Here is a 21,582-nt window from a genome sequence, read left to right as displayed (position 1 = left end):
GGCCTCGGCCGCCGCTCGACCGTTCCGCACAACGAGAAGCGGGCCACCCGATCCGGGTGGCCCGCTTCTTCACTGTGGAGCTAAGGAGAATTGAACTCCTGACCTCCTGCATGCCATGCAGGCGCTCTACCAACTGAGCTATAGCCCCTTGCTTCTCTGCCGCCGGGCCCCTGCTCGGTTTCCCTTGCCGGTTCCCCCTGGCGACATCGAGAACATTACACGGTCATGGCCCAGGTCCAAAAATCGGTTTCCGGTCGCTCGATTTCGCCCGTTTCGTCCCACGTGCGTGCGGCGGCTCCGCGCGCCCGGGCCACGCCGCTACGCTCTCGCGAACTGGTAGAACCGCTTGAGCGTGCAGTGCTCGTCGAGCAGCCGGCCGTAGATCGGCTCCCCCTCCAGCTCGCGGTACGTCTCGATCGGGTCGCCTTTTATGATCAGCGCCCGCGCGCATTCCTCGCACCAGTACTGGTAGTCGGGGTTGACCGGGTCCATGTCCCGCACGATCGGCGTGCCGTTGTTGCACCAGTCGCACCGCCGCCGGTGTGCACCCATCCGTCAGCGACTCCCTCCCACGTCGGGCCGTCGACTCCCCCTCCGGCGGTCCCGATTCTGCCACGCGGGTACGGGGCAGGTCAGCAGGCACCGAAGGAACAAACGGAAGGATCCCGCCCCCTGTTGGGGACGGGATCCTGATTGTGGAGCTAAGGAGAATTGAACTCCTGACCTCCTGCATGCCATGCAGGCGCTCTACCAACTGAGCTATAGCCCCGCTCTCCGCCGCGCTCCCCCCGTTTCCGGTGTTCCGCGCTGCGAACAAGAAGAACTCTAGCCTGTGACCAGCCGGAAAGTGAAATCCGGGTGGGAGCCGCCCTGAGGCGGGCTCAGTCGTCGTCGCCGAGCACCGGTTCCGGCAGCGTGCCGGCGTTGTGCTCCATCAGACGCCAGCCGCGCGCGCCCTCGCCGAGGACGGACCAGCAGCAGTTGGAGAGCCCGCCCAGGCCCTCCCAGTCGTACGCGTTCAGGCCCAGCAGCCGGCCGATCGTCGTACGGATGGTCCCGCCGTGGCTGACCACGACGAGCGTGCCGCCGTCCGGCAGCCGGTCGGCGTGCTCGAGCACCACCGGCGCCGCCCGGTCGGCGACCTCGGTCTCCAGCTCGCCGCCGCCGCGCCGCACGGGCTCGCCGCGCTTCCACGCCGCGTACTGCTCGCCGTACTTCGCGATGATCTCTTCGTGCGTGAGGCCCTGCCACTCACCGGCGTACGTCTCGCGCAGCGCGGCGTCGTGCGTCACGGGCAGGCCCGTGACGGCGGCCAGCTCGGCGGCCGTGGCGGAGGCCCGCCGCAGGTCCGAGGCGACGATGGCGGCCGGCTTCAGAGAGGCGAGCAGCCGGGCGGCGCGGCGCGCCTGCGCCACACCCGTCTCGGTCAGCTCGATGTCCGTGGAGCCCTGGAAGCGGCGCTCCAGGTTCCACGAGGTCTGACCGTGCCGCCAGAGAACGATCTTCCGGCCCGTCTTGCGGGTGGGGGTCGCGCTCAGAACAGATCACCGTCCAGGTCGTCGTCGCCCGCCGCCTCGCGCAGCTTGGCGTGCTCCTCCGCCTTGCCCTTGGTGAGCTTGGCGTCCTCGGGCAGCTCGATCTCGGGGCAGTCCTTCCACAGGCGCTCCAGCGCGTAGAAGACCCGCTCCTCGCTGTGCTGCACGTGGACGACGATGTCGACGTAGTCGAGCAGGATCCAGCGGGCGTCGCGGTCGCCCTCGCGGCGCACCGGCTTGGCGCCGAGCTCCTTGAGCAGGCGCTCCTCGATCTCGTCGACGATCGACTTGACCTGGCGGTCGTTGGGCGCCGAGGCGAGCAGGAAGGCGTCGGTGATCGACAGCACGTCGCTGACGTCGTACGCGATGATGTCGTGCGCGAGCCGGTCGGCCGCGGCCTGGGCGGCGGCGGTGATGAGCTCGATGGAGCGGTCCGTGGCGGTCACTGGCCATGCTTTCGGGTTGGCGGGCAGATCCATACAAGGGTCTCATGTACCGCCGACCCCGCCCGCGCGCAGCGTCCCGCGCGGGCGCGGCCAGGTGCCGGAGCCCGGTCAGGACGGTTTGTAGTCCTTGCCCAGGGTCACCACGACGTCGGCGTTCACCGCGTTCTCGCCCTTCTTCACCACGGTCTCGGGCAGTCCCAGCGTCTTGGCGACGTCGACCGCCTTGGTCCGCTGCGCGTCGTCCTGGTAGGTGATCTGCGTGGCGGGCTGGGTCTTGTCGGCCTTGCCGCCGTCCACGAAGGTGTAGCCGCCGTTCAGCAGCGCCGCCTTCGCCGCGACCTGTGTCTTCTCGTCGCCGGTGGCGTCCTTGAGCCCGACGCGCGGAGCGGTGCCGGCCTGGGCCGCGTTGAAGCTGCCGCCGAGCACCTCCTTGACGACGTTCTTGTTCGCGTCGTCGGTGAGCGTGCCGTCGGGCTTCACCGCGAGGACGTCGGTGCGGTACGCGCCCTCCTTGGCGTGCTCGCCGAGCTTGGCCAGCAGGGTGCCGAGGGTCTGGGCGTTCAGCGAGGGGTCGAGGATCTGGCCCATGCTCTCGACGGTGACGGTCGCCGATTTCGCGTCGCCGGGCACCTTGCGCAGCACTCCGTAGAGCACCTTGCCGAGCCGGTCCAGCTGCTTGGCCTCGGGCTCGCCCTGGCCGCGGTACGTGGCGTACGCGACGGCCATCGCACCGCTGAGGTGCTGCTTCGGGCCCTGCCCCACGGCCGGGATCTTGGCGGCGTCGTCGGCGGGGACCGCGACGTCGGTGTCGGTCTCGATGCCGCCGACCAGCTCGACCAGGTTCTCCAGGAAGGGGGTGTCCAGGCGCCAGGTGCCGCCGATGTGGGTGCCGAGCACCGAGTCGAGGGAGTCCCGTACGCCGAGGCCGCCCTCCTCGACCGCCTTGCCGAGGGCCGCGGCACTGCCGTCGTCCTTCGCGACGCCGAGCGTGTTCGGCAGCAGGACGGTGGCGCCCTTCTTGGTGGTGACGTTGTCGACGAGCAGCGCCGTGGAGGTGCCGCCCTTCTTGGTGTTGTGCAGGTGGACGACGATCATGTCGCGCTTCTGCGGTCCGGCGGCGGCCGCCGCGCCCTTCTTCTGGCCGGGGCCGTCGAGGAACGGCAGCTTGCCCGCGTACCAGAGGTAGCCGGCGCCGGCGACGACGAAGACGGCGAGGACGACGATCAGGGCGACCACCCGGTTGCGGCCGCGGCGGCGGGCCTCCTCGCGGCGCTCGGTCCGGCTCTCGGTGAACTTGAGCCAGTCGATGACGTCCTCGGAGTCCTCGTCCGGCTGGTCGATGAACGCGAACTGCTCGGTGCGGTAGTCCGGGTCGGACGGCCCGCCCCCGGGCCGGCGCGGTTCGGGGACCCGGTCGGGGTGCGGCTGCTCGGGCTCGGCCGCGGGGGCCGGGGCGGGAGCGGGGGCCGGGGGCTCGGGCGCGGTCTGCTGCGGGATCCACTGCCGGGTCTGCTGCGTGTCGTACCCGTAGCCGGGGGCCTGGGGGTACTCCTGCTGCCCGGTGTACTCCTGCTGCCCGTACTCGGGGGCGGCCGGCTGCTGGGGCTGCTGCGGGTAGTAGGCCTGCTGGCCGTACCCCTGCGGGTCGTAGCCGTACTGCTGCTGCTCGTACCCCTGGTCGTACTGCTGCCCCGGGGCGGGCTGCGCGGGCACCTGGCCGTACACCGGCCGCCCGTACGGGTCGTAGCCGATGAGCTGCTGCTCTTGGGCGTACGGGTCGTACGGATCCTGTCGGTCGTTCACCGCGGGGCCCCTCTCTCCGGAAGCTCAGGCTCCCCGGTACAGCTCACGCTTGTCGATGTAGCGCACCACACCGTCGGGCACCAGGTACCAGACAGGATCCCCCTGGGCGACCCGGGTGCGGCAGTCCGTGGACGAAATCGCCAGTGCGGGTACCTGTACCAGGGAGACGCCGTCCTCGGGGAGTCCGTCGTCGGTGAGCACGTGGCCCGGCCGGGTGACGCCGATGAAGTGGGCGAGCGAGAAGAGCTCGTCGGCGTTGCGCCAGGTCAGGATCTGGGCGAGGGCGTCGGCACCGGTGATGAAGAAGAGGTCGGCGTCTTCGTTGAGGGCGCTCAGATCGCGCAGGGTGTCGATCGTGTACGTCGGCCCGCCGCGGTCGATGTCGATGCGGCTCACCGAGAACTGGGGGTTCGAGGCCGTCGCGATGACCGTCATCAGATAGCGGTCCTCGGCGGGGGACACGGCGCGCTGCGACTTCTGCCACGGCTGGCCGGTCGGTACGAACACCACCTCGTCGAGGTGGAACAGGGCGGCCACTTCACTGGCGGCCACCAGGTGTCCGTGGTGGATCGGGTCGAATGTCCCGCCCATCACGCCGAGCCGGCGCTTGACCGGGCCGGTAGGCATCTCCTGCTCTCCCATGAGCGCAGAGCCTACTGGCCCGGCGGAGCGGTGCGGACCCGCGATCGAGCGTGTGCGCGACGACCGGTTCAGCGGTCGCGGTTCAGGCGCGTGGTCACCCAGAGCATCAGGAGCAGGATGAACAGTGCGCCGCCGCCGGTCAGGTACGGGTTCAGGCTGTCGTGGTTGCCGCCGTGCTGCTCGGCGCCCTCCGACGCGAGAACGACCAGGTTGTGGGCGGTGGAGGAGAGGCTCATCAGGCAGATACCTATCGAGTCGGGGAGCGGGCGGAGACTTCGCTCACATCGTATGCGGGGGCCTGGGGCACGCTCACGCCGACTCAGGCGTTGGAGAGGATAGACGCAGGAGCACTCAGGCCGATCAAGGGGGAGGGCGTTATGACGGAGACCGGGTTCGAGAAGGTGCCGGCGCGGGACCGCAGGAGGTTCCCCGGTATTTCCTCGCGGGCGTACGAGCACCCGGCCGACCGCTCGGCGCTGGTGGCGCTGCGCAAGCTGAGCGGGTTCGACACCGTGTTCAAGGCCCTGAGCGGGCTGCTTCCGGAGCGCAGCCTGCGGCTGCTGTTCCTGTCGGACTCCGTCCGGGTGGGCGAGACGCAGTTCCCGCACCTGCACGAGATGCTCCGCGACGCCTGCTACATCCTGGACCTGGAGAAGGTCCCGCAGATGTACGTGCAGCAGGACCCGAGGCCGAACGCGATGTGCATCGGGCTGGACGAGCCCATCATCGTGGTGACGACGAGCCTGGTCGAGCTGCTCGACGAGGAGGAGATGCGGGCGGTCGTGGGCCACGAGGTGGGCCACGCGCTGTCGGGGCACGCGGTGTACCGGACGATCCTGCTGTTCCTGACGGGTCTGGCGCTGAAGGTGGCGTGGATCCCGCTGGGCAATGTGGCGATCACGGCGCTCGTGACCGCGCTGCGGGAGTGGTTCCGCAAGTCGGAGCTGTCGGCGGACCGGGCCGGTCTGCTGGTCGGGCAGGACCTGCAGGCCTCGATGCGGGGCCTGATGAAGCTCGCGGGCGGCAACCACCTCCACGAGATGAACGTGGACTCCTTCCTGGCCCAGGCCGAGGAGTACGAGTCGAGCGGCGATCTGCGCGACTCCGTGCTGAAGATCCTCAACATGCTGCCGCGGACGCATCCCTTCGCCACCGTGCGGGCGGCCGAGCTGAAGAAGTGGTCGCAGAACCGGGACTACCAGCGGATCATGGACGGCCACTACCCGCGCCGCGAAGAGGACAAGGACACCTCGGTGTCGGACTCCTTCCGGGAGTCGGCCTCGCACTACGCGGACGCCGTGCGCAGCAGCAAGGACCCGCTGTTCAAGCTGGTCGGGGACATCGCGGGCGGGGCGGCCGATGTCGGCGGCAAGCTGCGCGACAAGTTCACGGGCGGGGCCGGCGAGGGGAAGGGCGGGGCTACGGGGCAGGGCTGACGGGAGCCGTCCCGTCGGCCGTGGGCTGCGCCAGCACACCGCACAGCCCGGCGGTGCGCCTCGGGGTGCCGCTCGCGTACGGGTCGCTCGCGGCCGGGCCGACCGTGGTCGGTCCGGCCCCGGCCAGGACCGGGCGGAATCCCTCGGCGGGCTCGGTGGAGCAGTCCTGCGGCCCGGCCATCACGTAGGCGGTGACCAGCTCGGCCCGGCGGGTCGTGAGGTCCTCCCGGTCGAAGCGCAGCTTCAGCTCCCGCCGGACGGTGAAGAGCGAGGCTCCGTCGGCGGCGGCCGGGGATCCGGTGGCGGGGCGCACCGCGTACACGAAGGTGTGGTCGGTGATCACTTCGAGGACGTCCGGGGAGACCTCGTCGACGGCGAGGGTGCCGCTGACCCGGACCCGGGTGTCGGCCACGACGGCCGTGCCCGGGTCGAAGCGGACCAGCCAACCGGTGGCGGCGTGCCGGCCGTCTCCGGAGGGCGTGGTCATGCTGCGGTCGAACTGGTCCAGCTGGTCGGGGTCGAGCAGGACGCGCACCGGCCGGGTGGCGGCCCCTGCGAGCACGTCGGGGTCCAGCGAGGACTGCACCAGATAGTCCTTGGCGATGGACAGCGCGGTGACGACCTGCCCTTCGGTGAAGTGGTGGGTGCGGCGGGCGGCGGGCAGGCTGATGCCGGCCGCCCCGACGCGGTAGTCGGCCGCCGGGCTCTTGGCGTACAGGTCGACGGGCCGCCCGCCCGATACGGCGGCCGCGGGTGCGAGTGGCACGACCGTGCTGGTCAGCGGCTCGGCGCGGCCGGTGGCCGGGGGCAGGGACGGGTTGCTCAGGCCCATGTAGACGGCCACGGCGAAGGCCACCGCAATGAGCAGCACGAGCAGCATGCCCTGGCGCGCGCCGCGGCCGGGGGTGCTGGTCCGGGGCCTGGAGGAGCCGCTGCCGGACCAGATGGACCGGCTGCGGACGGCCCGTGCGTGTTCGCCCATGCGCTCCTGGGCCGAGAACTCCTGGAGCCGGGCAGCCCGGACGAAGTCCTCGTCGAACACCACCGACCGGTACTCGTCCGACCGGAACTCCTCGTCGCCCCCGTCGATGCCCTCGGGGGTGCCGTCGGGTGGATCTCCTGGCACGGCCATTGCTTCTCCCCGCTGTCCCCGCTTCAGAGAAGCCCCCAGCTCCGGCGAACGCGAGTGGGGTCGTACCTTCAGGGTTGGCGGCCGACGGGGTGCGTAAACGCTCCGGCGCCGGTGACTTCGGTGAGCGGGGTGGTGGCGGGCGCGGGCGCGTGGTCCGCGTCGCTCGACGCGCTGCGGTAGACGGCGCTGAAAGCCAGGGCGACCATGCCGAGGCCCATCACGAAGGCGAGCACCCAGGCGACCGGGCGCAGCCAGGGCGAGCGGCCCCGGTAGGGCCGCAGGGCGCCGCCGTAGGCCCCGTACGGGCCCTCCGCGTAGCCGGGGCCGTGGTCCCAGCCGGGTTCGTCGATGCCGTACCCGTCGGGGCGGCCGTAGCCGTAGCCGTCGTAGTCGTCGTCGGAGGTCCAGCCGCCGGCTACGGCTCGGGCGGCTTCGGCCTCCGCGCGCGCCCGGTCCGCGGCCCGCTGGCGCTCCGCGGCGCTCGGCTCATGGATCTCGGCGCTCCGGACGAAGTCCTCGTCGAACACCACGGAGGCGAAGTTCTGATCCGCGCCTCCGCGGTCGTCGTTGTCGGGGTCCCCGTCGTCCGGGAACTTGCCCCCCACGTCGTCCGGCACAGCACCAGCCTAGACCGGGGGGACCGCTTTGGGCAGGGTGTGAGCCGAAATCCGGCCACCCGGTGTGCGGGGTCCGACTACCGGACGTGACCGTCGCCGGTGACGATGTACTTGGTGGAGGTCAGCTCCGGAAGGCCCATGGGGCCCCGGGCGTGCAGCTTCTGGGTGGAGATCCCGATCTCGGCGCCGAAGCCGAACTGGCCACCGTCGGTGAACCGGGTGGACGCGTTCACGGCGACCGTGGTCGAGTCGACCAGCTGGGTGAAGCGGCGGGCGGCGGCCTGCGAGGTGGTGACGATCGCCTCGGTGTGGCCGGAGGTCCAGCGGCGGATGTGGGCGACGGCGTCGTCGAGGGAGTCCACGACCCCGGCGGCGATGTCGTACGAGAGGTACTCGGCGGCCCAGTCCTCGTCGGTGGCGGGCAGCGCCGTGGCCTTGGAGTGCTCGGCGGCCGCGAGGACCCGCTCGTCGCCGTGGACGGTCACGCCGGCCTCGGCGAGGGCGTCGAGGGCGCGCGGCAGGAACGCGTCGGCGATGTCGCGGTGGACGAGGAGGGTCTCGGCGGAGTTGCAGACCGAGGGCCGCTGCGCCTTGGAGTTGACGAGGATGTCCACGGCCATGTCGAGGTCGGCCTGGGCGTCCACGTAGACGTGGCAGTTGCCGGTACCGGTCTCGATGACCGGGACGATGGACTCCTCGACGACGGTCTTGATGAGCGAGGCACCGCCGCGCGGGATGAGCACGTCGACGAGGCCGCGGGCGCGCATCAGCTCGCGGACGGAGTCGCGGGACTCGCCGGGGACGAGCTGGATCGCGTCGGCCGGGAGGCCGGCCTCGGCGATGGCGTCCCGGAGGATGGCCACGAGGGCGGTGTTGGAGGCGTAGGCGGAGGAGCTGCCGCGCAGCAGGACGGCGTTGCCCGACTTGAGGCAGAGGGCCGCGGCGTCGACGGTGACGTTGGGGCGGGCCTCGTAGATGATGCCGACGACGCCGAGCGGGACGCGGATCTGGCGCAGGTCGATCCCGTTGGGGAGGGTCGAGCCGCGGACGACCTCGCCGACCGGGTCGGGGAGGGCGGCGACGTCCCGGACGTCGGAGGCGATGGCCGCGACGCGGTCGGGGGTGAGGGTGAGGCGGTCGATGACCGTCTCGCTGGTGCCGGCCTCGCGGGCCTTCGCGATGTCCGCGGCGTTGGCCTCGACGATCTCGGCCGTACGGGCCACCAGCGCGTCCGCGATGGCCAGCAGCGCGGTGTCCTTGGCGGACCGCGGGAGGGGGGCGATGGCCGCGGCGGCGGTACGGGCCGCTTGCGCGGTGGCGATCACGGGCGAGACGGGGGCGTCGAGCGAGGTCATGCCGCCCAGGGTAGTCCCCGGCCCTGCCCGGCCCGACGGGGTTCCACCCCGCGAGACGCCCCGGCCCGGGTACGACCCGTGACCCCGCCCCGCCACCGGCGCAGCGGGCCGAAGCCGGCGAAGCGGCGCGAGGGCCGCGTCTAGTAGGGGTGCACGCCCACCGGGTGGGCCGGGGGCGGGCCGTAGCCCTCGGCCACGCGGAGGTGGTAGGTCGCGCGGTCGATGACCTCCAGGCCGACGATCTCCCACGGGGGGAGCTGCGCCGAGGAGCGGTGTTCGCCCCACAGGCGCAGGGCGACGGCCGCGGCGTCGTGGAGGTCGCGGGCCTCCTCCCAGTACCGGATCTCCGCGTGGTCGTCGGCGTACCGGCTGGTCAGGAGGAAGGGGTGGTCGTGCGCCAGCTGCTCCAGGCCCCGCCGGACCTCCGACAGCGGCGCCGGCTTGCCGGAGACGCTCAGGGTGACGTGCCAGAGGCGGGAGGCTTCGTCCTGCTCGCCGTCCCCGCCGCCGCTGATGCTGGTCAGCGCTCGTCTCACCAGCCCGCCTCCTGTCTGCGCCATGCCTGTCCGCCCCTCACAGTTGACCAGTCCACGGCCCGCCGCGCGTCGGTTTTACCGAACCTCAGCCCTCCAGCAGGACCAGATCGTCGCGGTGTACGACCTCGCGCTCGTACGCCGGGCCGAGTTCCTTCGCCAGCTCCCTGGTGGAGCGGCCCAGCAGCTGCGGGAGTTCCTTGGCGTCGAAGTTGACCAGCCCGCGGGCCACGGCGCGGCCGTCGGGCCCGCGCAGTTCCACCGGGTCGCCGGCGACGAAATCGCCCTCGACGGCCGCGATCCCGGCGGGCAGCAGCGAGCTTCCGCGCTCGGTCACCGCCCGTACGGCGCCCTCGTCCAGGACCAGGTGCCCCTGCGGGGTCGAGGCGTGCTGGAGCCACAGCAGCCGGTCCGCCGAGCGCCGGCCCGTGGCGTGGAAGTGCGTACCGGTGATCCGGCCGGCCAGGGCGTCGGCCGCCTGGCTCGCGGAGGTGAGGACGACGGGGATGCCGGCCGCGGCCGCGATCCGGGCCGCCTCGACCTTGGTGACCATGCCTCCGGTGCCGACGCCCGCCTTGCCGGCGCTGCCGATCGACACGTGGGCGATGTCCTCGGGGCCGCGCACCTCGTCGATGCGGGTGGTGCCGGGCAGCGACGGGTCGCCGTCGTAGAGGCCGTCGACGTCGGACAGGAGAACGAGGAGGTCGGCGCGGACCAGGTGGGCGACGAGGGCCGCGAGCCGGTCGTTGTCGCCGAAGCGGATCTCGTCGGTGGCGACGGTGTCGTTCTCGTTGACCACGGGCAGGGCGCCCATGGCCAGGAGCTGGTCCAGGGTCCGGTACGCGTTGCGGTAGTGGGCGCGCCGGCTGGTGTCGTCGCTGGTCAGCAGCACCTGCCCGACGCGGACCCCGTACCGGGCGAAGGAGGCCGTGTACCGGGCCACCAGCAGCCCCTGGCCGACGCTGGCGGCGGCCTGCTGGCGGGCCAGGTCGGTCGGGCGGCGGCGCAGGCCGAGCGGGGAGAGTCCGGCGGCGATGGCCCCGCTGGAGACGAGGACGATCTCCTTCTCGCCGCCGCTGCGCGCCTTGGCCAGTACGTCGACCAGGGCGTCCACCCGGTCGGCGTCGAGTCCGCCCGCCGCGGTGGTCAGGGAGGAGGATCCGACCTTGACCACGATCCTGCGGGCGTCCACGACACCTTGCCTAGCCGCTGACACGTCTGTCCCCTTGCCCCTTGCCGGTACGTCTGCCACCTCAATCTACGGGGTGGCGCGGCGCGCCCGCGCAGGGGTTTCAGCCGGTGGACTCAGGCCCCGGAGCCGCTGCGGGCCGGCTCCGGGTCCTCGGCCGCGGCGGCCGCGCCCGGGACGAGGATCTTGCGCGACAGCAGGTAGGTGAACGGGATGGCCACGACGGCGGCGACGAGCGGCGCGATCCGGGTGTCGAGCCCGGCCCAGGTCACCAGGGCGTAGAGCCCGGCGGACTGGATCACGTAGTTCGTGATGTTCGTCAGCGGGAAGAGGAGGAATTTCTTCCAGGTGGGCTTGGTCCGGTAGGTGAAGTACGTGTTCATGAAGAACGAGCCGACCATCGCCAGCAGGAAGGCGAGGGTGTAGGCCAGGAAGTACGGCATCCACGGGTGCAGCAGCAGGTAGATGGCGAAGAAGGTGCCGGTGTTGACGGCCCCGACGAGGCCGAAGCGGAGGATCTGGCCGAGCTGGCTGCGCATGGTTCAGCGCACCTCGCGCTCGGCGGAGACCGTCGGGCGCCCGGCGGACAGGCCGCCGCGCTCGCGGGCGGGGCTGTGGACCCCGGCGGCGTCGGGCCGGCCCTGCGGGTCCGCGCCGTGCGCCTCCTTCACCAGGAAGTGCGGGCGGCGCTTGGTCTCGTAGTAGATGCGCCCGATGTACTCGCCGATCAGGCCCAGCATGATCATCTGAACGCCGCCGATGCCGGTGATGATCGCGACGAGGGTGACGTAACCGGGGGCGGTGACCCCGTTGGTCATGGCCATCACGGCGATGTACACGGCGTACAGGACGGTCAGCGCCACCAGCGACACGCCCGCCCAGATCCCGATCCGCAGCGGCCGGTTGTTGAAGGAGATCAGCCCGTCCATGGCGTAGTTCAGCAGGGAGCCGAACTTCCACTTCGTCTCGCCGGCCTCGCGCTGGGCGTTGCGGTAGTCGAAGTGGACGGTGTCGAAGCCGATCCAGGAGAAGAGGCCCTTGGAGAAGCGGTTGTACTCGGGCAGGGACAGCAGCGCGTCCACGGCCGGCCGGGACAGCAGGCGGAAGTCGCCGACGCCGTCGGTGAGCTCCACGTCGACCCAGCGGTTGACGCCGCGGTAGTAGAGGCGGCTGAGCGCGGAGCGGACCTTCTTGTCGCCTTCGCGGGTGCGGCGGGCGATGATCTGGTCGTGGCCCTGGCGGTAGTAGTCGAGCATGGTGGCGATGAGCTCCGGCGGGTGCTGGAGGTCGGCGTCCATGATCACGACCGCGTCGCCGGTGGCCTCGCGCAGGCCGGCGAGCATGCCGGCCTCCTTGCCGAAGTTGCGGCTGAAGGAGACGTACCGGGTCCGGTCCCCGTGCTCGGCGGCGATCTTGCGGAGCTTGGCGAGGGTGCCGTCGCGGCTGCCGTCGTCGACGTAGCAGACCTCGTACTCGACGGGCAGGGAGTCCAGGACCCTGCGGATCTCCAGGTCGAAGCTGTCGATCACGGCTTCTTCGTTGTAGCAAGGGACTACTACGGACAGCTTCGTCATGAACACTTCCTGCTGGGTCCGAACGGGTGATTGTCGGCGACCGGACCCGCCACACACCTCTTCCTTAGAAGTATGCACGCCGGGGGTCGGCCTGCCGGATCCGAGCGCGGCACACGGTAGCTTTGACGGGTTAAGCGGAATGGAACAAAGGGATCGAGGTGCACGTGCCTGACGTCTCCGTGGTCGTCATCGTCTACAACGACGCAGAGCGTCTGCCGACAGCCGTCCAGTCGGTTTTGGACCAGACCCTGCACGGGGTCGAAGTCGTGATCGTCGACGACTGCAGCAAGGACCGGTCGTACGCGGTCGCCCAGGAGCTCGAAGCCGCGCACCCGGGGAGAGTGCGCGCCTTCCGGCTGCCGGAGAACAGCGGCGGCTGCGGTGCCCCGCGCAACCACGGCATCCGGCAGGCGACCGGCACGTACGTCATGTTCCTGGACAGTGACGACGTGCTGGAACGAAACGCCTGCCGGAACATGCTGGCCGCGGCCGAGCGGACCGGTTCCGACCTGGTCTCCGGCATGTGCGTGCGCGTGCACCTCGACAACAGGTGGGGCAAGACCACCGAGTGGTACCCCTGGATCTACTCGCGCACCCGCACGCTGGAGTCGATCACCGAGGATCCCGACCTGCTGGTCTACGACACCCTCTCCACGAACAAGTGCTACCGGCGCGCGTTCCTGCTGGAGCAGGGCCTGGAGTTCCCGGTCGGCATCCACTACGAGGACCTGCTCTTCTCCGCGCAGGCCTACGTCGCCGCCCGCCGCATCACGCTGATCCCCAACCACGTCTACTACTGGAACGTGGTCGAGAAGGCCGCGGCGAAGTCCATCAGCAACCGGCGCCACGAGATCGCGAACTTCGTCCACCGGATGGAGATCCACCGCCGCGTCGACGAGCTGCTGGCCTCCAAGGGGCACACGGACATCAAGTCCGCCAAGGACGCCAAGTTCCTCAAGCACGACCTGGTGCTGCACCTGCGCGACCTGCCCCTGCTGGGCGACGCCTACCGCCAGGAGTTCGCCCGGCTCGCCAACGGCTACCTGGCCGGCATCGACCCGGCCGCGTACGAGCACGTCACGTACCTCCAGGCGATCTGCGCCTACCTGCTGGGCAAGGAGGACTGGGACAACCTGCTCCCGGCCGCCGACGCCATGACCAACAAGGGCCGGCTGTCCTCGCCGCTGGCCGAGCGCGACGGCCGCGTCTACTGGTGCGCCGCGCACCTCGACGAGGACGACGAGGCCCGCCGGATACTGGACGTCACCGAGCAGGGCTTCCACACCGCCCCGCTCTCCTCGCTCGCGCTGGGCAACCGGCTGACCTCGTACGAGGACGACGGGCGCGGCACCGTCACGCTCTCGGGCGCCGTGGTGAACCCGCTGGGCCGGATCAGCCCGGACGCGGAGCTGACGGCCACGCTGGAGTTCCGGGCCCGCCGGCAGATCGGCGTACGGTCCTTCAGCTTCCCGGTGACAACCGTGCGGCACGCCGGTGACACGATCGAGTGGACCGCCACGGCCGACATCGCCGGCACCGTCCGCCCCCTCGGCATCATCGACGCCGTCTGGGACGTCCGCCTGAAGCTGAACGCGGGCGGCACCCGCCTCACCACCCGCGTCTCCGTCGGCGGGGTCGACCTGGAGTCGGCGGCCCGCCTGCGCGTGCGCCCGCGGCTGACCCGGCTGGTCTCGGACCGCTTCGAGCCGGAGGTCACCAAGAAGGGGAACCTCTCCTACGTCCTGACCGCCGAGGGCGCCGCCGCCGTCCGCACGCAGACGCTGATCAGCAGCGCGATGCACGGCAAGGCCGCGGGCGTGGTCAAGCGGGGCCTGCGCAAGGCCCTGCGGGCCCGCCGCAACCTCGGCTCGGGCGAGCAGAAGGTCAGGGTCTACCACGAGGTCTTCTCGAAGCTGCCGATCAAGAAGGGCACGGTCGTCTTCGAGAGCCACATGGGCAAGCAGTACAGCGACAGCCCGAAGGCGATCTACGAGGAGATGGTCCGCCAGGGCGTCCCGTTCGAGGCGATCTGGTCGTACGCGGGCGGCAAGCCCACCGGCTTCCCCAAGGACGCCACCCTGGTGCGCCGCTGGAGCTGGCCGTACCTGCGCGCGCTGGCGCAGGCCGAGTTCTGGGTCGACAACCAGGGCTTCCCCCTGGCCCTGACCAAGCGCGCGGGAACCACGTACATCCAGACCTGGCACGGCTCCGCGCTCAAGCGCATGGGCTTCCACGAGCCCCGCACCAAGGCGCAGGGCAAGGCCGGCCAGGACAAGTTCCAGGCGGCCGTCAACCGCTTCGACCACTTCCTGATCCGCTCCGAGCACGACGCCCGCACCCTGGCCAAGGGCTTCCGGCTGCGCGACGAGGTGCTGCTGCGCACCGGCTACCCGCGCAACGACGCCCTGGTCGAGGCGCACCGCGCCGAGGCGCAGAGCGGGGAGCGGGTGCGCGGGCCGCTCGCGGCCGAGCTGGGCATCGACCCGCAGACGAAGGTGCTGCTGTACGCGCCGACCTTCCGGGCGACCGCGGACGGAGCGGTGGAGGGCTTCGAGTTCCCCTTCGACGTGGAGGAGTTCGCCGAGCGGCTCGGCGACCGCTTCACGCTGCTGGTGCGCACCCACTACCTCAACAGCGTCTCGCTGCCGCCGTCGGTCGCGGGCCGGGTCATCGACGTGTCCCGGCACCACGACATCACCCCGCTGCTGGCGCTCGCCGACGGGCTGATCACCGACTACTCGTCCGTGATGTTCGACTACTCGGTCCTGGACCGGCCGATGCTGTTCTTCGCGTACGACTACGAGAAGTACGCGACGGACATCCGCGGCACGTACTTCGACCTGAAGGAGAAGGCGCCCGGTCCGGTCGTGGCCACGGCCGACGAACTCCTCCAGGCGCTGGCCGCCTTCGACGAGGCGGACGCCAAGTACGCCGAGGCGCGCCAGCGTTTCCTCACCGAGTTCGGCGAGTACGACCGCGGGGACGCCTCCCGCCAGATCGTCGAGAAGTTCTTCACCGGGAGCGGCAAGTGAGCCGGGACATCTTCATCGTCTCCAACAGCGTCGACGAGCTCGGCGGCGTGACCACCTGGTCGCACCAGATGGCCGGGCTGCTCACCGACCGCGGGCACCGGGTGCACATCGTCGGCATCGCCCCGGTCGCCGAGGAGATCCGGCAGAAGCTGCCGCAGGACCTGCCGTACGCGATGACCACCCTGTACGACGCCCACCCGCCGGGGGCCCGCCGCCTGCGCGGGATCAAGGGCAGGCTCAATGCCCCCGAGCGGCGCCGCCAGGCGGCCCGGCGGGCCTTGATGCGGGCCAAGGCGGAGGAGCTGAACGAGCTCTTCCGCGCGGCCGGCCCCGGGGCCGTCGTGATCGTCACCCAGGTCTGGGCGATGGAGTGGGTGGCCCTCGCCGACACCAAGGGGCTCAGCGTCATCGGCATGAGCCACGAGTCGTTCGAGGCCAGCCAGAAGTCCACCCGCGCGGAGCGGGTCCGGCGCCACTACCGGGAGGTCGACCGGCTGCTGGTGCTGACGCCGGAGGACGCGGACCTGTGGATCCGGGCCGGCATGGAGAACGTGGGCAGCATGCCGAACCCGCTGCCGTTCATGCCGGACTCCCCCGCGCCGCGCACGGGGAAGGTCGTCGCCAGCGTCGGCCGCCTCGCCTTCGAGAAGGGCGTGGACCTGCTGCTCGACGCGTGGGCCGACGCCGCCCCGCACCACCCCGACTGGGTCCTGCGGATCTACGGGGCGGGCGTCGAGGAGCCGGCGCTGCGGGCGCACGCCGCCGGGCTCGGGCTGACCGACTCCGTGGAGTGGATGGGCAGCACCGACGACGTGCTGGGCGCGCTGCGCGGGGCCTCGGTGTTCGCGCAGGCCTCGCGGGCCGAGGGCTTCCCGATCACACTGCTGGAGGCGATGGCCGCGGGCGTGCCGGTGGCCGCTTTCGACTGCGCGCCGGGCGTACGGGAGATCGTGGCGCACGGCGAGGACGGACTGCTGGCCCGGCTGGGCAACACGATGGAGCTGGCCGGGCACCTCGACGTGCTGATGTCGGACCGCGAACTGCGCGACCGGCTCGGCGACAACGCCTTCCGCAGCGTGCAGCGGTACTCCAGCGCCGAGATCACCGACCGCTGGGAAGAGCTGTTCACGTTCTTGGAACGCTGAGCCCTGGAGCGCCGAGCCGCCGCAGGTACGAAGAAGCCGCCCGCCCCGGAACGCATCCGGGGCGGGCGGCTTCGTACGTACGGCTGATCAGCGCTCGACGTGCTGCACTTCACCCTTGCGGTTGGCCTCCCAGCCCGCCCAGGCCGAGGTGATCATCTCGCGGACGTCGTGCTTGGCCTTCCAGCCCAGCTCGGCCGCGATCTTGTCGGCCGAGGCCACGACCTTCGCCGGGTCACCGGGGCGGCGCGGGACGACGACGGGCTCGTGCGTGTGCCCGGTGCCCTCGTTCAGCAGCTGCGCCATCTCCCGCACGGAGACGCCCTCGCCGCGGCCGATGTTGACGGTGAGGTCCTTGTACTCCCCGGTCGCGCCCCACTCGACGAGCTTGCGGGCCGCCACCACGTGGGCCTCGGCGAGGTCCTCGACGTGGATGTAGTCGCGGATGCAGGTGCCGTCCGGGGTCGGGTAGTCGTCGCCGAAGATCCGGGCGCCCTCGCCCTTGTCGAAGCGCTCGAAGACCATCGGGACCAGGTTGAAGACCCCGGTGTCCGCGAGCTCGGGGGCGGCCGCGCCCGCCACGTTGAAGTAGCGCAGGCAGGCGGTGGAGATGCCGTGCGCCTTGCCGGCGGCGCGGACCAGCCACTCGCCGGCGAGCTTGGTCTCGCCGTACGGGCTCAGCGGCGCGCAGGGGGTCTCCTCGGTGACGAGCTCCACGTCGGGCATGCCGTACACGGAGGCGGAGGAGGAGAAGAGGAAGTTGCGCACGCCGGCCGCGGCCACCGCGCCCAGCAGGACCTGGAGGCCCTCCACGTTCTCGTGGTAGTAGTACAGCGGCTTCTCGACGGACTCGCCGACCTGCTTCTTGCCGGCCAGGTGCACCACGCCGGTGATCTTGTACCGCCGGAGGGTCTCGTCCAGGTTCAACCGGTCCAGGACCGTGCCGATCACCAGCGGGACGCCCTCCGGGACGCGGTCCTCGTTACCCGTGGAGAGGTCGTCGTAGACGACGACGCTCTCACCTGCGGCGACCATCGCGCGGACGACGTGGGAGCCGATGTAGCCGGCGCCACCAGTGATCAGAAAAGTCATGCGTATCTCCCTGGGGTCCCCGGAGCGGGTCCGGAGTCCTGTCCGAAATCTCAGGCGGCCTGACGGCCGCCGGCTGTCTTCACTCCGATCCGCGGCCTGCCCGGGCCCGGTGGAGACGGTTGCGTACGAGGCTCAGCGCACCCGCGGCACCGGGCGCGAGCCGCAGAGCCAGTGATCCCCCGCCCGTACGGAACGGCTGCGCCAGCAGAACACCGTACCTGCTGCTCGGCAGGGCGCGGCGGTGCAGGAGGGCATCGAGGGGGCGCGGGGAGGTGACCAGGGAGCTGCCGTCGGCGAACTCCACGCCCACCTGGACACCCCACGCCTGCATGCCGCGGCGGCCCTGGCGGCGCCCCGCGGCGGCCACCGCGGTGAGCCGGAACGGCAGTTCGGCGGTCCAGCCGTCGCCGTCGGCGGCGGGGCCGAGCTCCACCGGCCGGTCCTGGACCGGCTGTCCGCCCGAGCGGGGTACGAAGCTGAGCCGGGCGGTGCGCGGTCCGGCTTCGGCGAGGCGCCCGTACAGCTCGCGCACCCGGATCCGGACCCGGCCGGGGCCCACCGGTTCGGCATCGATGCTGACGGGCAGTTCGGCGACCGGCAGCCCGGCCAACCCGTCCAGCTCCACCGGGAGCTCCTCGCTCCAGACGGGCCGCCCGTCCGGGCCGGTCGCGTACGGGGGCAGCAGCCGGGGCGGCTCGGCGGCGAAGCGGGTGAGCCGCTCGACGTCGGCGGGCGGGGTCGCGGTGGCCCGCAGCAGCCGGACGATCCAGCGGGCGTGCGCCCCCGCGGCCGCGACGGCGGCCTCGTCGAACCCGGCGACGTAGTCGCGGGTCAGCGTCCACCAGGCGGCCTGGTACCCGGGGTCCTTGCCGAGCTCGCGCAGGTACATGCGCAGGTCGTACTCCAGGAACTTCACCTGGCAGGCCAGGCCCAGCTCCGGCGAGGACTCGGTGATGATCCGGCGGGCCGTGCGGTGGGCCTCGATCCGGGAACGCCAGTTGCCGACGTCCTTGCGGTCCAGGGAGATCGACACCTGGGCGGCGTCGCGGCGCACGTGCCAGACGTAGACGAGGTCGCCGATGACGGCGATGCGCGGGGCGGCGGCCAGGACGCGCGCGGTGAAGACGAAGTCCTCGTAGGTGAACCGGCCGTCGGGGAAGCGGATCGCATGCTTGTCCAGGAAGGCCCGCTCGTACAGCTTGTTGACGCAGAGGGTGTCCCGGACCAGCTCGGGCCGGTCGGCGGGCCGCTCGATCACGTCGCCCGCGGTGTACAGCCCGGGCATCCACGGCACGTCGTGGTACTGGGGCAGCTCGCGGCGGACGCACGCGCCGACGGTCACCGGCGCGCGGTGCTCCTCGGCGGCGCGCACGAGGGCGTCGGCCGCCCCCGGGGGCAGCACGTCGTCACTGTCGAGGAACAGGACGTACGGGGAGCTCGCGGCCGCGATCCCGTCGTTGCGCGGGGTGCCGCAGCCGCCGCTGTTCTCCGTGCGGTGCACGACCTTCAGACGGGGGTGGACGGCGGCCAGCTCGTCCAGCACCTGCGCGGTGCCGTCGGCCGAGGCGTCGTTCACGGCGATCACCTCGGCGACGACCGGGCCCTGGGCGAGCGCCGAGGATACGGCCTCGCCCACGAGCACGGCGTCGTTGTACGCGATCACCACGACGGAAACGCTGGGAGTGTTGGTGCTGCTCACCCGTGGATCCTAGGCGACCGGGGTAAACATCACTTCAACTCCGCCGTCCGGGGCAGTGATGCGGCAAAGCAGCAGATCAGAACGGCCGGAACTCGTCGTACTCCTTCTGCGCCGAGTCCCCGCGCTGGGCTTCCTTGTCCTTGCGGCGGGTGGTGGCCGGACGCGGGGCGTCCAGACGGTGGTCCTCGCCGCGGCGGCCCAGCATCTCGGCGCCGGCCATCACGGTCGGCTCCCAGTCGAAGACGACCGCGTTGTCGGCGGCGCCGATGGCCACGCCGTCGCCGGCGCGGGCGCCGGCCTTCTTCAGCGCGTCCTCGACACCGAGGCGGTTGAGGCGGTCGGCCAGGTAGCCCACGGCCTCGTCGTTGTTGAAGTCGGTCTGGCGGACCCAGCGCTCCGGCTTCTCGCCGCGCACGATGTAGACGTCCTCGACCTCGTCGTAGGTGACGGTGAAGCCGGTGTCGTCCACGGCCTTCGGGCGGATGACGATGCGGGTCGCCTCCTCCTTCGGCTTGCGGGCGCGCGCCTTGGCGACGACCTCGGCGAGGAAGTAGGAGAGCTCCTTGAGGCCGGTACGGGCGACCGCGGAGACCTCGAAGACCTTGTAGCCGCGGGCCTCCAGGTCCGGGCGGACCATGTCGGCGAGCTCCTGGCCGTCGGGGATGTCGACCTTGTTGAGGACGACGAGGCGCGGGCGCTTCTCCAGGCCGCCGCCGTAGATCTTGAGCTCCTCCTCGATCACGTCGAGGTCGGCCACCGGGTCGCGGTCGGACTCCAGGGTGGCGGTGTCCAGGACGTGCACGAGGACCGAGCAGCGCTCGACGTGGCGCAGGAACTCCAGGCCGAGGCCCTTGCCCTGGCTGGCGCCCGGGATCAGGCCGGGGACGTCGGCGATCGTGTAGACGGTCGAGCCGGCGGTGACGACGCCCAGGTTCGGGACCAGGGTGGTGAAGGGGTAGTCCGCGATCTTCGGCTTGGCCGCGGAGAGCACCGAGATCAGCGAGGACTTGCCGGCGCTCGGGAAGCCGACGAGGGCCACGTCGGCGACGGTCTTGAGCTCCAGGACGATGTCGCCGGTGGTCCCGGGGACGCCGAGGAGCGCGAAGCCGGGGGCCTTGCGGCGGGCGGAGGACAGCGCGGCGTTGCCGAGGCCGCCGCGGCCGCCCTCGGCGGCCACGTACGTGGTGCCCTGGCCGACGAGGTCGGCGAGGACGTTGCCCTCCTTGTCGAGGACGACGGTGCCGTCCGGCACGGGCAGGATCAGGTCCTGGCCGTCCTTGCCGGAGCGGTTGCCGCCCTCGCCGGGCTTGCCGTTGGTGGCCTTGCGGTGGGGGCTGTGGTGGTAGTCCAGCAGGGTGGTGATCGCCTGCTCCACCACGAGGATGACGTCGCCGCCACGGCCGCCGTTGCCGCCGTCGGGGCCGCCGAGCGGCTTGAACTTCTCCCGGTGAACGGAGGCGCAGCCGTGGCCCCCGTTACCCGCGGCGACATGCAGCTCGACGCGGTCCACGAAGGTGGTCATGGTTGTTCCTCCAGATACATACGGGAATGTCCCGGGCAGGCCTTGCTGCCCATTAAACGTGCCTAAGCGTTCCTATGTGCCAACGCACCGAGGGCGGACCTCTCTTCCCGGCTTGCGCCGGGAAGAGTTGAGATCCGCCCTCGGGAAGTTACGTACCGCTGATCAGCAGGAGCTGGATCAGGCGGCCGGAACGATGTTGACGACCTTGCGGCCACGGTGCGTGCCGAACTGCACGGCACCGGCCTGCAGCGCGAACAGCGTGTCGTCGCCACCACGACCGACACCCGAACCCGGGTGGAAGTGGGTGCCGCGCTGGCGGACGAGGATCTCGCCGGCGGAAACGACCTGACCGCCGAAGCGCTTCACGCCGAGCCGCTGAGCGTTGGAATCGCGCCCGTTCCGGGTGGACGATGCGCCCTTCTTGTGTGCCATGTCTCAGTCCCTCTTACTTCGCAGCCGTGGGGATACCGGTGACCTTGATCGCCGTGTACTGCTGGCGGTGACCCTGGCGACGGCGGTAGCCGGTCTTGTTCTTGTAGCGCAGGATGTCGATCTTGGCGCCCTTGTGGTGGTCCACGATCTCGGCCTGGACCTTGATCCCGGCCAGCACCCACGGGTCGCTGGTCACGGCGTCGCCGTCGACAACGAGCAGGGTCGAGAGCTCGACCGTGTCGCCAACCTTGGCAGTGGAAATCTTGTCAACCTCAACGATGTCACCAACAGCAACCTTGTGCTGGCGACCACCGCTGCGCACGATGGCGTACACGCGGATCTCTCTCTCACTCGGGACGGATGCTCCTGAAGCCAGCCGCTCAGGCAGACCCCTCTTGCGG

Annotated in this window: 21 protein-coding genes and 2 tRNA genes; 3 read left to right on the top strand and 20 right to left on the bottom strand. The window is 71.2% G+C overall.

From position 1 onward, the window contains the following. Positions 1–75: 75 nt before the first annotated feature. The 8 genes from ACFYZS_RS14415 to ACFYZS_RS14380 all read right to left on the bottom strand — a co-directional run bounded on the left by ACFYZS_RS14415 (position 76) and on the right by ACFYZS_RS14380 (position 4,662). Positions 76–148, bottom strand: a tRNA-Ala gene (locus ACFYZS_RS14415). A gap of 170 nt (positions 149–318) precedes the next feature. Then, entirely contained in the window at positions 319–552 is a 234-nt protein-coding gene (locus ACFYZS_RS14410; protein WP_008738908.1) for a hypothetical protein, read from the bottom strand. A 144-nt stretch (positions 553–696) separates the two neighbouring features. Then, positions 697–769: transfer RNA gene (locus ACFYZS_RS14405), tRNA-Ala, on the bottom strand. 112 nt (positions 770–881) lie between these two features. Then, positions 882–1,538, bottom strand: coding sequence for a histidine phosphatase family protein (locus ACFYZS_RS14400; protein ID WP_389011664.1), 657 nt, complete (start codon positions 1,536–1,538; stop codon positions 882–884). Then, a complete protein-coding gene (rsfS, locus tag ACFYZS_RS14395; protein WP_389011204.1) occupies positions 1,535–1,981 on the bottom strand; it encodes a ribosome silencing factor in 447 nt (148 codons plus the stop codon). Before rsfS ends, ACFYZS_RS14400 begins: the two co-directional genes overlap by 4 nt. A 108-nt stretch (positions 1,982–2,089) precedes the next feature. Further along, positions 2,090–3,784 carry a LytR C-terminal domain-containing protein gene (locus ACFYZS_RS14390; protein ID WP_389011201.1) on the bottom strand — a complete coding sequence of 565 codons (1,695 nt, stop codon included), beginning with the start codon at positions 3,782–3,784 and terminating at the stop codon, positions 2,090–2,092. 24 nt (positions 3,785–3,808) lie between these two features. After that, the gene (gene nadD / locus ACFYZS_RS14385; protein ID WP_030862415.1) at positions 3,809–4,426 is read right to left on the bottom strand and encodes a nicotinate-nucleotide adenylyltransferase; all 618 of its coding nucleotides are present in this window, start codon (positions 4,424–4,426) and stop codon (positions 3,809–3,811) included. Positions 4,427–4,494: 68 nt separating this feature from the next. Then, positions 4,495–4,662: a hypothetical protein gene (locus ACFYZS_RS14380; protein ID WP_037836848.1), complete on the bottom strand. Its 168-nt coding sequence runs from the start codon at positions 4,660–4,662 to the stop codon at positions 4,495–4,497. A gap of 141 nt (positions 4,663–4,803) precedes the next feature. On the opposite strand from ACFYZS_RS14380, the gene ACFYZS_RS14375 reads away from it, so the two are divergent. Next, complete coding sequence (locus tag ACFYZS_RS14375) at positions 4,804–5,862, top strand: M48 family metallopeptidase (RefSeq protein ID WP_389011198.1); 1,059 nt, start codon at positions 4,804–4,806, stop codon at positions 5,860–5,862. Here ACFYZS_RS14375 and ACFYZS_RS14370 read toward each other — a convergent pair. The 7 genes from ACFYZS_RS14370 to ACFYZS_RS14340 all read right to left on the bottom strand — a co-directional run bounded on the left by ACFYZS_RS14370 (position 5,846) and on the right by ACFYZS_RS14340 (position 12,262). Next, a complete protein-coding gene (locus ACFYZS_RS14370; protein ID WP_389011195.1) occupies positions 5,846–6,994 on the bottom strand; it encodes a hypothetical protein in 1,149 nt (382 codons plus the stop codon). The two genes, ACFYZS_RS14375 and ACFYZS_RS14370, sit on opposite strands and share 17 nt — an antisense overlap. Before the next feature lie 68 nt (positions 6,995–7,062). Beyond that, complete coding sequence (locus ACFYZS_RS14365; RefSeq protein ID WP_389011192.1) at positions 7,063–7,611, bottom strand: hypothetical protein; 549 nt, start codon at positions 7,609–7,611, stop codon at positions 7,063–7,065. A gap of 77 nt (positions 7,612–7,688) precedes the next feature. Then, complete coding sequence (locus tag ACFYZS_RS14360; RefSeq protein WP_389011189.1) at positions 7,689–8,966, bottom strand: glutamate-5-semialdehyde dehydrogenase; 1,278 nt, start codon at positions 8,964–8,966, stop codon at positions 7,689–7,691. Positions 8,967–9,106: 140 nt separating this feature from the next. Continuing rightward, on the bottom strand, positions 9,107–9,526 hold the full coding sequence (locus ACFYZS_RS14355) for a hypothetical protein (RefSeq protein ID WP_078613336.1): 420 nt from the start codon (positions 9,524–9,526) through the stop codon (positions 9,107–9,109). Between the two features lie 61 nt (positions 9,527–9,587). Beyond that, the gene (gene proB / locus ACFYZS_RS14350) at positions 9,588–10,715 is read right to left on the bottom strand and encodes a glutamate 5-kinase (RefSeq protein ID WP_389011185.1); all 1,128 of its coding nucleotides are present in this window, start codon (positions 10,713–10,715) and stop codon (positions 9,588–9,590) included. Positions 10,716–10,804: 89 nt separating this feature from the next. After that, positions 10,805–11,227, bottom strand: a complete 423-nt coding sequence (locus ACFYZS_RS14345) for a GtrA family protein (RefSeq protein ID WP_030159337.1) — start codon at positions 11,225–11,227, stop codon at positions 10,805–10,807. A gap of 3 nt (positions 11,228–11,230) precedes the next feature. Then, positions 11,231–12,262, bottom strand: coding sequence for a glycosyltransferase family 2 protein (locus tag ACFYZS_RS14340; protein WP_389011182.1), 1,032 nt, complete (start codon positions 12,260–12,262; stop codon positions 11,231–11,233). 158 nt (positions 12,263–12,420) lie between these two features. Between ACFYZS_RS14340 and ACFYZS_RS14335 the strand changes: the two genes are divergently transcribed. Further along, positions 12,421–15,294: a CDP-glycerol glycerophosphotransferase family protein gene (locus ACFYZS_RS14335; RefSeq protein WP_389011179.1), complete on the top strand. Its 2,874-nt coding sequence runs from the start codon at positions 12,421–12,423 to the stop codon at positions 15,292–15,294. Continuing rightward, positions 15,291–16,439, top strand: a complete 1,149-nt coding sequence (locus ACFYZS_RS14330; protein WP_389011176.1) for a glycosyltransferase — start codon at positions 15,291–15,293, stop codon at positions 16,437–16,439. Before ACFYZS_RS14335 ends, ACFYZS_RS14330 begins: the two co-directional genes overlap by 4 nt. Positions 16,440–16,526: 87 nt before the next feature. Here the strand turns inward: ACFYZS_RS14330 and galE are convergent, their stop codons facing one another. From galE to rplU, 5 genes are all read right to left on the bottom strand, one after another. Further along, positions 16,527–17,528 (bottom strand): UDP-glucose 4-epimerase GalE, encoded by a 1,002-nt coding sequence (galE, locus tag ACFYZS_RS14325; protein ID WP_389011173.1) that lies wholly within the window; start codon positions 17,526–17,528, stop codon positions 16,527–16,529. Positions 17,529–17,607: 79 nt separating this feature from the next. Further along, entirely contained in the window at positions 17,608–19,227 is a 1,620-nt protein-coding gene (locus ACFYZS_RS14320) for a glycosyltransferase family 2 protein (RefSeq protein WP_389011170.1), read from the bottom strand. 76 nt (positions 19,228–19,303) lie between these two features. Then, entirely contained in the window at positions 19,304–20,749 is a 1,446-nt protein-coding gene (gene obgE / locus ACFYZS_RS14315) for a GTPase ObgE (RefSeq protein ID WP_389011167.1), read from the bottom strand. Between the two features lie 177 nt (positions 20,750–20,926). Further along, positions 20,927–21,181 (bottom strand): 50S ribosomal protein L27, encoded by a 255-nt coding sequence (gene rpmA, locus ACFYZS_RS14310; RefSeq protein ID WP_030027134.1) that lies wholly within the window; start codon positions 21,179–21,181, stop codon positions 20,927–20,929. A 13-nt stretch (positions 21,182–21,194) separates the two neighbouring features. Next, complete coding sequence (gene rplU / locus ACFYZS_RS14305; protein WP_030159347.1) at positions 21,195–21,515, bottom strand: 50S ribosomal protein L21; 321 nt, start codon at positions 21,513–21,515, stop codon at positions 21,195–21,197. Positions 21,516–21,582: the final 67 nt, after the last annotated feature.

It is taken from the genome of Streptomyces sp. NPDC001903, from assembly GCF_042891345.1.
Taxonomy (GTDB): domain Bacteria; phylum Actinomycetota; class Actinomycetes; order Streptomycetales; family Streptomycetaceae; genus Streptomyces.
This window is presented reverse-complemented; position numbering and strand designations above follow the sequence as displayed.